At 47.1% G+C, this 12,740-nt stretch carries 7 protein-coding genes; all 7 read left to right on the forward strand.

Annotated elements, in window-relative coordinates; genetic code table 11:
• The first annotated feature begins 121 nt into the window (after positions 1-121).
• The 7 genes from ruvB to ACFO4R_RS07180 all read left to right on the forward strand — a co-directional run bounded on the left by ruvB (position 122) and on the right by ACFO4R_RS07180 (position 12,459).
• Complete coding sequence (gene ruvB, locus ACFO4R_RS07150; protein WP_379788382.1) at positions 122-1,138, forward strand: Holliday junction branch migration DNA helicase RuvB; 1,017 nt, start codon at positions 122-124, stop codon at positions 1,136-1,138.
• A 20-nt stretch (positions 1,139-1,158) separates the two neighbouring features.
• A complete protein-coding gene (locus tag ACFO4R_RS07155) occupies positions 1,159-2,559 on the forward strand; it encodes a SpoIID/LytB domain-containing protein (RefSeq protein WP_379788383.1) in 1,401 nt (466 codons plus the stop codon).
• A gap of 50 nt (positions 2,560-2,609) precedes the next feature.
• Entirely contained in the window at positions 2,610-3,629 is a 1,020-nt protein-coding gene (queA, locus tag ACFO4R_RS07160; protein WP_379788384.1) for a tRNA preQ1(34) S-adenosylmethionine ribosyltransferase-isomerase QueA, read from the forward strand.
• Between the two features lie 309 nt (positions 3,630-3,938).
• A complete protein-coding gene (gene tgt / locus ACFO4R_RS07165; protein WP_379788385.1) occupies positions 3,939-5,066 on the forward strand; it encodes a tRNA guanosine(34) transglycosylase Tgt in 1,128 nt (375 codons plus the stop codon).
• 161 nt (positions 5,067-5,227) lie between these two features.
• Positions 5,228-5,746 (forward strand): flavodoxin family protein, encoded by a 519-nt coding sequence (locus ACFO4R_RS07170; protein ID WP_379788387.1) that lies wholly within the window; start codon positions 5,228-5,230, stop codon positions 5,744-5,746.
• Between the two features lie 1,051 nt (positions 5,747-6,797).
• On the forward strand, positions 6,798-7,244 hold the full coding sequence (locus ACFO4R_RS07175; RefSeq protein ID WP_379788388.1) for a hypothetical protein: 447 nt from the start codon (positions 6,798-6,800) through the stop codon (positions 7,242-7,244).
• 154 nt (positions 7,245-7,398) lie between these two features.
• Positions 7,399-12,459, forward strand: a complete 5,061-nt coding sequence (locus ACFO4R_RS07180; RefSeq protein ID WP_379788389.1) for an S-layer homology domain-containing protein — start codon at positions 7,399-7,401, stop codon at positions 12,457-12,459.
• Positions 12,460-12,740: the final 281 nt, after the last annotated feature.

The following is a 12,740-nucleotide window of genomic DNA, read 5'->3' on the forward strand; positions in this document are numbered from 1 at the left end:
TCAATAGAGAATATCTGAATTTGAACTCGAAACGCTCCAAAAAAACAAGTTGAGAAATAGAAGGTGTTCGAATTTGGATTTCGCAAAAGACAAGGGAAATAAATAAAAATGGAGAAAAACTATGTTTGAGTTTGGAGAAGAACAAAGAATCATCAGTTCGTCCTTTCAGTCTGAAGACAGGGAAGTAGAGCAGTCGCTCAGACCCAAGACTTTGGAGGATTATATAGGGCAGGACAAGGTAAAAAGTCAGTTGGATATATTTATACAGGCAGCACGACTTCGGCAGGAAAACCTCGATCATGTCCTGTTGTATGGGCCACCCGGACTGGGGAAAACGACTCTGTCCTACATTATAGCAAACGAGATGGGGGCCAATATCAAAATCACTTCGGGACCTGCCATCGAACGTGCCGGAGATCTGGCGGCAATCTTGACCAATCTTACGGATAGGGATGTACTCTTTATCGACGAGATTCACAGGTTGAACCGAACCGTCGAAGAGATTCTTTATCCGGCAATGGAGGACAGATGCTTGGATATCATCATAGGCAAGGGACCGTCTGCAAGGTCGATCAGGATTGATCTTCCTTCTTTTACCTTGGTGGGAGCGACTACTCGAAGCGGTATGCTGACCTCGCCTCTGAGAGATCGTTTCGGTGTGATATTGAACTTGGAACTGTACTCGCCCAAAGATCTCAGCAAAATCATCGAACGCTCCTCAAACATCCTCGGTGTATCGATCGAAGGGAGTGCAACCGATGAGATTGCAAGACGATCAAGGGGAACTCCCCGTATTTCCAACAGACTTTTGAAGAGGGTACGAGACTATGCTTTGGTAAAAGGGGACGGAACGATAAGCCTTTCGATTACCAAAGAAGCCTTGGAAATGTTCGAAGTGGATGAAGAAGGCTTGGATAACACGGACAAAAAACTTCTATTGACGATTATACAAAAGTTCCGTGGAGGACCTGTGGGAATTGAAACCTTGACTGCATCGATAGGAGAGGATAGAGAAACCGTTGAAGAAGTGTACGAACCCTATCTGATCCAGAAGGGATTTTTGAATCGAACACCGAGGGGAAGAGTGGCGACCGCTTCGGCATACGAGCATTTTGGCATTGAAATACTGAACAGATAATCAGGAAATGAGGAGTCTTTATGAAAAAAATAAGCCGTACCTTTGTTGTTTTTTTGGGGTTTATGATGATGTTTGCCGTTTCATCTTACGCACAAACTTACGATAACAGCTACAAGATGAGGATAGGCCTTCACTATGCAGGAAATGCCAAAACAAGTTATGAACTCATTATGAACGCTCCGAGATTGCTTGATCACTCTTCTGTTGTGGTATTTTCGACTCTGCCTTCAAGAAAGATCTCCTATCAGAGTATAACCCTAGGCAATGCCTATGACAGTTTTGAGAAGGCGAAATTTTCCGCCGAACGCAACGGAGGATTCGTATGCTACAAGGATGGAAGTTATTATGAAGCTGCGTTGGCATCTTCTTCGTATTGGAAGGTGGAAACGGCGGTGGTGACAGAAGGTTCTGACCATATTCTGTTTGCTTTCGTGCCCAAAAAAGACCTCCTTTTATCCTCGGAGGATGAACGTTTTATGCTCAACAAGCGCAACTATCGGGGAGAGTTGGAACTGCTTGCCTCAAACTCCAAGCTGACTGCGATCAACTACATCGGCCTCCAGGACTATCTCTATGGGGTGGTGCCTAAGGAAATTCAATACAATTGGGAGATGGAGGCTCTCAAAGCTCAAGCGATTTGTTCGCGTAACTTCTCCATCAAAAATAAAGGAAAGTATGCAAAACATGGTTTCGACCTCGACACCTCGACCTACTCGCAGGTCTACGGAGGTCTGGATGCGGAGAACGAAAGAACTAACAGAGCAGTGGATGAGACCTTGTCCAAACTCGGCTACTACAACGACGAGATCGCGGACCTCTTCTTTTTTGCGGAGAGCGGAGGACGAACCGAGAGCAGTGAAAATGTCTGGGGGATGAAACGCTCCTATCTCATAGGTGTTGACGATCCCTATTCTCTGGGAGGTTCCTATGCGAACTGGAAGTTCAGTATCAGTCGCTCAAGTCTTGAGGGCAAAATGTCCAAGGCGGGCAGCTCCGTCGGAGATATCGAGAGGATATCGATCGACGACAGGACGGAAAACGACAGAGTCAAACTTATTACCGTCCACGGCAGTAAGGGAAGTCGTACTTTTAAGAGAGAAGAGTTCAGAAGACTGATCGGCAACACTCAACTCAAGAGTATGTATTTCGATATCGAGGTTCGAGAAGGCGACAAGTCTTCCTCCGAACTCGATGATATCTTCTTCGAACTCGAACAGGTCGTAGACGGGAAGAAAGACATCACTCCCGCACCCGAACGAAGAGGAAGCGGCAGTAAGGTTGGAGATACGATAACCTTTCTCGGACATGGATACGGACACGGGGTGGGTATGAGCCAGTATGGAGCTCACAAGATGGCTCAACAGGGAAGGGACTACACACAGATCCTCGCCCACTACTTCAAAGGCGTGGAAGTGAGATAACTTTTGCCCGATATAGAAGAATAAGACGCAGAAAGAAGGAGAATTACTTATTGAATACAAAAGATTTTTATTATTACTTGCCCGAGGAGAGAATCGCACAGGAACCCCTCGCCAAACGAGATGACTCCAAACTGCTCATCGTCGATAAAAAGAGAGGAGATTTGGAGCATAGCAGCTTCTCTGAAATCAAACACCGCCTTCGAAGCGGCGATGTGCTCGTGTTGAACAACACGAGGGTTATTCCGGCAAGGCTTTTCGGAACCAAGAAGGAGACCGGTGCGTCCATCGAGTTTCTTTTGCTTAAGCGACTCGATATGAAGAAGTGGGAAGTGATGTGTAAGCCGGCCAAGAGGCTCAAGGAGGGAACAATCGTAGACTTCCACTCGACTTTGTCGGCAAAAGTACTTGAAATCAAGGACGAAGGCATCCGCATCGTCGAATTTATCTACAAAGGAGTCTTTGAAGAGATCCTCGATGACCTGGGGACCATGCCCCTGCCTCCCTATATCCATAAGAAACTTGAAGATAAGGAGAGGTATCAAACCGTCTATTCCAAGGTGGAAGGCTCTTGTGCCGCTCCGACGGCGGGACTTCACTTTACTCCGGAGCTCTTGGAAAAACTTGGAGAAGAAGGGGTACAGATTGAATATGTGACCCTGCACGTCGGTCTGGGTACCTTCCGACCGGTGATGGTCGAAGATATCGAAAACCACAGGATGCACAGTGAATACTATCGAATCGATGAGGACGTCGCTGAGAGAATCAACCGGGCAAAGGAAGAGGGCAGGCGTATCATCTGTGTGGGGACCACATCGGTGAGGACCTTGGAATCCGCTGCCGAAAACGAAAGGCTCACCAAACTGGAAGGTTGGACGGACATCTTTATCTATCCGCCCTATACGTTTCAGATGGCAGAGGGGCTGATCACCAATTTTCATCTGCCGGAGTCTACCTTGCTTATGCTCGTCAGTGCCTTTTGTGACAAAGAAAAGATATTGAACGCCTATCAAAGGGCGATTGAGGCAGAATATCGATTTTTCAGTTTCGGGGACGCGATGCTTCTTATATGAACCGAAATCTTACCTTTGTGAAGGAAGGGGAAAGCATCACTGAATTGTTCCGACACGTTAAGGTCGAATGTGCTATGGATAATTTCGACCTAGGCAATACCGCATCATTCAAAGGATCGATACAAAATCAAGTTTATACGAAGGGTAGAATCTTTGAATATATCGATTTGACAAAGCTTTGTATTTATAAACTCAAAGAAAAATTAGGAATTTACTTTCTTTCAGAAGAAATATAAAGTAAATTTGGCTGTCAATATGTCATCACACTGTTGCGGGAAAAGTGAAAAAACTGCTATGAATGGAGGAAGAATGGAAGCAATAAGATATGAACTGATCAAAACCTGTAAACAATCGGGGGCAAGACTGGGGCGTCTGCACACTCCCCACGGAGTGATCGACACCCCGATCTTTATGCCGGTAGGCACCCAAGCGACCGTAAAGTCGATGACTCCGGAAGAACTCAAGGAGATGGAAGCCAAGATCATCCTCTCCAACACCTACCACCTCTTCTTGAGGCCGGGGCATAAATTGGTCGAAAAGGCGGGGGGCCTCCATAAGTTTATGAACTGGGACAGGGCGATCCTTACCGACTCGGGAGGATTTCAGGTGTTCAGCTTGGGAGACCTTCGTAAGATCACGGAGGAAGGAGTTCTGTTTCGCTCCCATTTGGATGGGAGCAAGCAGTTCCTCAGTCCTGAAATCGCCATCGGAGTCCAAAACTCCTTGGGCGCCGACATCATCATGTCCTTTGACGAATGTACGCCCTACCCTGCCGACCACTCCTACACCAAACACTCGATGGAAAGGACGACCCGATGGGCAAAACGGGGAAAAGATGCACACAAGTACCCTGACAGACAGGCCCTGTTCGGCATCGTTCAGGGCGGAATGTACAAAGAACTGCGCTATGAATCCGCCATGCAATTGCAGGAGATTGACTTCCCTGGCTACTCCATAGGAGGATTATCCGTTGGAGAACCCAAGGGGATGATGAGGGAGATCCTGTCTCACACCACACGGTTTTTGCCCAAGGACAAACCTCGTTATCTTATGGGAGTAGGCACTCCCGACGACCTCATCGACGGAGTCATTCTCGGAGTCGATATGTTTGACTGCGTTCTGCCTACACGGATTGCTCGAAACGGCACGGCCATGACCTCCCGGGGTAGGTTGGTCGTACGCAATGCCACCTATATGGAGGACTTCTCCAAACTCGACGAAAACTGTGATTGCTACACCTGTCGCAACTACAGCAGGGCCTACCTGCGCCATCTGGTCAAAACCGACGAGATTCTTGGAGCTCGGCTCATCAGCTACCACAACCTCTACTTCTTGCTCAATCTGATGAAGAAGATCAGGGAGGCGATTATGGAAGACAGGCTCCTCGACTTCAAAAAAGAATTTTTTGAAAGTTACGGATATGAGAAGAATTTTTAGGAGTTTTGTATTATAATAAAAGAGGAAGACACAGTTGGAAGCAGGACCTGCCAACACTGTGAATACAATCGGTTATTCGGGATAAGAGATCGCTTGCTCAGAGATTCGGCAAACCCTGCCGGTGAGTGAGAAGGATACGAAAAGTTAAAGGAGAAAAACGTATGAAAGGGATTGTAGTATATTCATCAAAAACAGGAAACACAAAGAAAATGGCGGAGGTCATCTATGAGGCACTCAAGAATACGGAGGGAGTGGATGCGGAGCTCTTCGACATCAAAGATAAACCCGACATCGAAGGCTATGACTTCGCTTTGATCGGAGGTTGGGTCGATAAAGCCCTGCCTGACAACCTTGCTATGAAACTGATCAAGTCCACGGCACAAAACAACCTGGGACTCTTTGTCACCCTCGGCGCTATGCCCGACTCCGAGCACGGCTTGCAGGTGGAAGATAACCTCAATGAACTCCTGCAAGGCAAAAATTCCTTCGGGACCTATAAGTGCCCCGGTTTGGTAGATCCCAAACTTGTTCAGAAAATGAGGGGCTTCACGGGCAAGATCGTTCCGGCACACATTCGGGACAAGATGGTAAAGGCGGGGGAAGAGTCCAGGTATGCGACCGATGAAGAGCTGGCACAAGCGGCTCAGTACTTTGTTGACAAAGTAAGAGAAAAGATGTAGGAGATTAGGAAGGATACCTCTCGACATAACTACGGGACCGTGTATATCGCTACCTGCTGCATTGTTGACAGGATCGATCCGTACTCATAGGAGATGAAACGGATTTTCGCAGTTGCGGGATAGAGAGGACAACAGTTCTCTCGGATAATGGGATTATACTATTCTCCGTTTGAAATGCCGGGTATACGGAACATACAATTGCTGAAAACGATTTGGATGATCCTATGCCTTCAAAGTATTCAACCTGTCAATTCTGATAGTATTATACTATTATTCTTTTGAGTTATGGATATAAACGATCTGTGAGGAATAGAAGATAGAATAATTTTTCGCAGTCAAAAAATAGATATATCAATACATCTATTGGATAATGGTATTAGACGATCGGAAAGGATCGATAGGATACTCCATAAGTAGACAAGGCAAATAACCAAAACTACTTATGGAGTTTTTTTATTGCAAAAATTTGATACAAATTTGTCGTGGTAGAAGGATATTCCGTTTGGAGAAAACTGTTCAATAATATACGCGAAAAAAATTATATACTTATAAGCTTTGGAAATAAAGGAGAATATAAGTACAAAAAAATATTTTTTAAAAAAATCCTTGAATACAGATGATAAATATTATACAATAATAACGATAATAATTATCAGTATTACTTATTGCGATTTCCGAATACGGAGGAATAAGATTGCATGAAACCATATGGAAGATCTCCTGTTGTTCGGATCGAGTGAAATAGGAAGACGGAGGACTTGAGGAGGCCTGTGTCGAGACGGGTCGCAAGAGTCGAAAACAAGGTGGTGGATCTGCAGACCTGCGTTGTTTTGTTCGTTTTTCCTTGTCGAAAGAGAGGTAGTTATTATCGCATATTAGGTATTAGTCCGGATCGCTTTGGAAGTTTTTGAGGATCTTTATAAGAGCTGATGCAATGTTGACGATAGGGCTGCTTTCTTACGGGCCGTGTTCTTTGTTTCGGTTCTACGATTTGATCTTTGAAGGGACCGGGGCGGATTTCGGGCAGCATATAATGAAAAGGAGGAGACAAATGAAAAACATCTTAAAAAAGCTATCGGTACTATTGACATTGGTACTCGTCTTGGGAAGCCTTAGCTCTCAAGCCTTTGCAACGGGACAGAGGTATAAGATAACAGTGTATAAAAATGAGGAGTGCACCCAACTGGCATCCGCTCACGCACAGGAGGCTTTTATCAGGGCGGAAAAAGACGGCTCGACGTTCAAGGTTATTACGCACAAAAAAATCTCCGGACCTCCACCGTTTTCCTGGATAAAGGGAGAGATTGAAAGTTTGAAGATCGATAATGTGGGACAAGGAAGAATTGAAAATAGCTCTTCGGACCCGAGGGTGTTTATATTTGACAACGTACCTCAAGAAATTCCAACGAACAGTGCTTATAAGGCTGAGTTTCGTTTTTCGGTGGGCGTAATCCATCCCAAAAAAACGGTATACCTTAAGTTTACACCGATCCGATAAGAGATGTTTATACAGAGTCGGATAGAGGGAAGACCTCCCTCTATCCCTCTGTTTTTTGTGCGTTGAGAGACCTCGAGGGCCGAAGATGTTCGGCAAGGGTCATAAAAAACATATAGGGTTATTTACAGATAAGAGAGAAGAAAGGAATGAGAACATGAATCGAAGATGGAGAAGAAGCATCGCCTTCCTCCTGATATGGACGATGCTGTCCGGAGTATGGGGACTTCCGATCAGGAGGGTGTATGCAGAGGGAGTAACCGAGCCTATGGAGGAGGTCTTGATATCCGCAAGGAGTGTTGAAGAGGGCTTACATACATCTTTTGAAACGGAGAACTTCCTTGAGGAGAAGGGAGATCTGTCGCTACAGGCGGAAGAGGTGAAGGTTGTAGGGTATTCGATCGAAAAGTGGTATTCTTCTGAAAACAGATGGAATAAGGTAGGGGAGGGCTATAACAGAAATCCTTATTTCAAAGTCTATGTGGAAGAAAAGGACGGGGATAGGAGAGCCTATTGTTATCTGCCCAAGTCGATCTATGAGCAACAGCCCGTCTCGGCGGGGAACGTATATGAGAGAGATTATACGTATGAATGGGTGGAGCCCGATCCCGAGGGAGCACCCCTTACAACGGGGACGGCGATCGCATTGGATCGTCCTTACGACAAGGGGAGCGGGGACTATGCCTACTATCGCCATGAAGTCTGCAAGGTGGAGATTCCGATGGCGGAGGGAGATCTGCCCCGACAGCTGCATCTGCGTTGTAAAAGCAAGGGGCAGGAGAATGGTTACCCGGCTTCCTCCGATACCGTATGGAGACTAACCAAGTCGGGGGAGAAGGAGGGGACACAAAGGAACAAACTTTCCGCCCCCGTCGCCATAAGCAGTACCGGAAGTTTTATCAATACGGCAAAACTGGAAGGCGGCGACATCTACCAACAGGGCTATGGGAATAATCTCGAAATCCAGGTCTATTCTCCCGATATGAATGAAGAGCCGTTTTGTCAATCGATCGATATTCGCTATACCTTGGACGGAACGGAGCCGACGGCGGAGTCTCCCAAGATAAGACGAAATCAACCTCCATCGGAGACGCTGTCTGAGAAGATAAATTATAGCACGAATATCACTTATACTAAAGATGCAAGTGATGTTCAAAACGCTCCCGAAAGACTGCCCTATGATTGGAAGAAGGGGGGGCGCCATGTCCTCAAGCTCAAGGCCTTTGCCCCGGGGTTGGAGGCCTCCGATACGGTAACGCAGGAGTTTGAGTTGGAGAAGTTTCCGGAACATGATCTCAGTCAATCCCGTCTATTGGGCTGCAGAACGGTGGTGGCAAATCTCAAGGACGGAATAAAAGCGGATATCTACTATGACAGCAAGATCGCTCTGAGGCAGGAGACCGAGGGCAGGATCTATGAGGTTGCGAGGGAGTTCTGCAACTCGAGGTCGGAGTCGCGCTTCCTCCCCATAACCTTGGAGGTGACCAATCCGGAAGGTTATGTTTTGAAGCCATTGAACAAATCGTCAAGACAGTTGTTTTTTACATTAAAGAACCTGAGGCAGGGAGATCTGTCCTTATTGGAACTGTCGGAAGATAAGTTGGAAGCCTACGAGATAAAGGATGACGGAAGCATCGAAAAGCTCGAGTATCCTCAAGGTTTCAATGTGCAGGACGTCTTCGGGATAAAGAGTCTGATGTTCTCGGTGATCCCCGAAGATGAACAGGGACAGGGGGTCGATCCCGCGGTTGAAAAGATTGTTCGCCATTATATCGTTGTAGAAAAAGGCTCCGACAACAGCGTGCTTTCTTTGGAGGAGTTGAAGAAGAAGGCGAAGGAGACCGTGAGCTATGCCAAGAATCTTCCGCAGGAAGTTTTGGAAGAGGAGAGCAGACAGAAGATCAAGGACAAAACGGCTGTCTTGCAGTCGACTCTGAAGGATGAAGCGGTCACGCAGGAGAGATTGCTCAAGGAGCTCGAGAGTTTGCAGGAGGCGATCCTGAGACTGAAGGCAAAGGAGCAGGAGTACGGGGATGCCAAAACTTTGAGAGAGAAACTCAAGACACTGATCGAAGATAGTAAGGGCAATAAGGTAAGAGGTTTTAAGAATGTGGCTTACCTGCAATATATGTTTGATCCCGTAGTAAAACAAATAGAGGAGGGAGCATATTCCAATCCCGAAGCGACTGCGGAGGAATTACAGCAGGCCATCGATACCCTGCAGTCCGCAATCAACTCTCTGCCCGAGGTGGACGAGTTTGCGAAGCAGCCCGATGACTTGGAAGACGGGATCTATAAGGTGCCGGTCCAGCTTCGCAATTTCGGAGACGAGGGACAGCCTTCCATGGGAAACGCGGCGATAGGCAAAACGGGTTATCTCTTTGTGGAAAACGGAAAACAAAGGCTGAGAGTGCAGTTTGTCCCTCTCTATGTATTGGGGATGTGGGGACATTTGATCGATGCATGGTACTACAATCCCGAACAGGAGATTGTGAAACCTAAGGAAGTATCCCTTCTCGGAGAGCGTCACCACATCATCCCCGTGGAGAAAAAGAACGGGATCGGTCTGGACATGAAACCCTATGATTTCCTGACGATCGTGGATATTCCGATCGAGAAATTTACGGAGTCTCCGAGGCGTTATGTATCGGTATCCGTGGATGCGATGAATCTTATCTTCAGCGGAAAGCCTTACAGCAACGATCCGAAGGATCTCAAAGATGCCGTCTTTGCCATCGACTACAACCAAATAACAAAGCTCAACGACGCAAGTGAGATCGTATGGGAAGATGAGATGAAGCAAGATCAGACTGAGGGCGAATTGGACAAACGTCTGAACTCTTTGATCGAAAAGACGACCAAAGCGATAAAGGGAAGTTATCCGGCGGATAAAACAGAAGCTCTGAAAAAAATGCTCGAAGCAGCTCAAAACCTTGCGGTGAATCCGTCTGCGACAAACGAGCAAAAAGAAGAAATGTGCGAGAGTTTGGAAGCGCTCTTAAAAGAAATAGGGTTTGAGGATAACAAACCGACACCGCCCGGCGGAGGAAGCTACGGTTACGATGTAGACACCGAAGCGACGGGAGAAGAACTGCCCCAAGGCAAACGCTACGAAGTGCCCGTCACCCTGTGGCACTACTACCAGGACCAACCCTCCATGGGAAATGAAGCGATGGAAGGCATGGCCACCGTCGTCGAAAAAGACGGAAAGGCAACCTATCGTATTACATTTAAGGGGCTGAAAATGCCCTTCGGAGGAAAAGAATTCTACGGACACCTCACCCAATTCTTCGTCTACGACGATCAGGCATCCTCCTCCGACATGAATAGCGCGAAAAAGGCGACCTTGATCGAAACCATGGAAGACATCGGACTGGACGGCAACACCCACACCTTCCCGAGGATCTACCAATTCACCAGAGGCAGCCTTAGAGAAAAAGAGATCTACGTCAAAGTCAACGTAGACGCTATGACCCAAATCGGAAAAGAAATGGGACAGGAAGGAATGGGGATCCAAAACGCCATCTTAAGACTCAACTGGGATGCGGTAAAAGACACCTCCGCCGGGGGAAGCATCGGCTCCTACGACAGTGAGACCGACAAAACCGGCATCCAAATTCAAGTATTGGGAAGCGAAAGCTTGGAAGAAGGAGTCAAAATGCAGGCCAAACAGCTCACGGCAAACGACAAAGCCTACCAAAACCTGCAACAAACCTTGAACAAATTCGCTCAAAAACTTGAAGAAGGAAGCGTAAAAGGAGCAAACAAAGGACAGTGGAAGGGAGCAAGGGTAAGCAAATTCGTCGCCTATGACATCAACCTCAAAAAAGGAGAAGAGAACTACGAACTCAAAGACGGCAAACAAGTCCTTCTTAAACTGCCCATCCCCAAAGACTTCGACGCGGAAAAACTTGCCCTCCTGCACGTGGGAGATAAGGGAGAACTCGAACTCCTCCAAGGAAAAGTCAATGCAGGGATGTATGAAGCTGCGGTAGAGCACTTCAGTACCTACGTCCTTGCCCAAGTGGAACAAGCCGAACCGATAGCGATCCGAGCGAAGAACAAAGTCTACCGCGCCTATGTAAGCGGATACGAAGACAACACCTTCAAACCCGATGCCAAGATCACCAGAGCCGAAGCGGCCTACCTACTTGCAAAAGCCGTCTTTGGAGAAGAAGAACTCTCGGGCGCCGACACGGCGAGCAAATTTGCCGACACCCAAGCGGGAGCATGGTATGCCAAAGCACTCAACCTCATGGCAGAAAAAGGCATCCTCAAAGGTTACCGAGGCAACCTCTTCAAACCCGACCAAGCCGTCAGCAGGGCGGAATTCATCGCCATGGCGGTCAAAGCTCTTCAAGTAAGAGAAGGAAGTCTTGAAGTTCGAGAATTCAAAGACCTCAAACAAAACCACTGGGCTTACGCAATGATCAAAACCGCATTGAGCAACGGCTATGTCAAAGGATATGAAGACACCACCTTCCGCCCCGATGCCAACATCACCAGAGCCGAAGCCGTCACCATGACGAACGCCTTTACACAAAGACCCGTAAGTGCGGAGGAACTCAAGGGAGTTTCCAAGAACTTCCAAGATGTCTCTGAGAGCCACTGGGCATATTGGAACATCGTTTCCGCGACCAACGACATTGCAATAAACCTTACACCGAATCCCGCGCCCGAACTCAAAAAAGAAGAGGCGGGCAAAAAGAAGGAGCAGAAAACGGAGTTGGAAGACGGGTTTTATCAAGTGCCGGCAGAAATGATGAAGGCAGTCGGAAGAACAAGACCCAAGGATCATTCCATGTCGAACAATGCGATTGACCACAAAGTCCTCATTGAAGTACAGGGGGACAAAACCTTTCTGTATCTGACAATGAGAGGGATGGTCATCAAAGCCTTCGGAGACAAGAAGGGACATTTGAGACAGGCGTGGTATTATCCGAGTGTAGAAGAGTATTACAGAAGTTTGGAAGAAAAGAAAGACCTGAGCAAGGCGGTAGAAGTACTCAACACCTACAAGGAAACGGCTTTTGAGAGCGATGACATCAAAGAATTTCCCAAGACGATCAAATTCCCGATCGAAAGAAGGGCGGAGTTTGTATACATCAAGGTGGAAGTCGATGCGATGACGGCGATCGGAGGAGTAGGTTCCCCGGATGCGGCGATGAAACTCGACTGGAGCAAGATTGAGAAGTACAGCGGAGAACTTCCGAAGTAGGAAACAGGTCGTAGAAATAAGGAAGAGAATTTAGTCAGAAAGAGACAAAGGAAGGGAAGAGGCGGATTTAAAGCCCTTCTCTTCTTCCTCTTTCGATACGGGCTCCGTATCAGGCAGGTGATATCACGATCGCCTTTTCAGCTGTTTGCGATAAGGTGTTTTGCAGTGATGTTGTTTTTACGGTCAGTTCTTGCCTGACAGCACGAATGATGAGAAGAAATTGGGAAAGATAAAGACAGACAGTAAGTTACAAAGCCGTATTCGGTCGCGGATCCATTGCC

This window comes from Filifactor villosus (assembly GCF_042652965.1).
Taxonomy (GTDB): domain Bacteria; phylum Bacillota; class Clostridia; order Peptostreptococcales; family Filifactoraceae; genus Filifactor; species Filifactor villosus.

Coding starts and splice junctions, on each gene's coding strand:
- ruvB (WP_379788382.1), top strand. CDS start 122: ATGTTTGAGTTTGGAGAAGAACAAAGAATCATCAGTTCGTCCTTTCAG.
- ACFO4R_RS07155 (WP_379788383.1), top strand. CDS start 1,159: ATGAAAAAAATAAGCCGTACCTTTGTTGTTTTTTTGGGGTTTATGATG.
- tgt (WP_379788385.1), top strand. CDS start 3,939: ATGGAAGCAATAAGATATGAACTGATCAAAACCTGTAAACAATCGGGG.
- ACFO4R_RS07170 (WP_379788387.1), top strand. CDS start 5,228: ATGAAAGGGATTGTAGTATATTCATCAAAAACAGGAAACACAAAGAAA.
- ACFO4R_RS07175 (WP_379788388.1), top strand. CDS start 6,798: ATGAAAAACATCTTAAAAAAGCTATCGGTACTATTGACATTGGTACTC.
- ACFO4R_RS07180 (WP_379788389.1), top strand. CDS start 7,399: ATGAATCGAAGATGGAGAAGAAGCATCGCCTTCCTCCTGATATGGACG.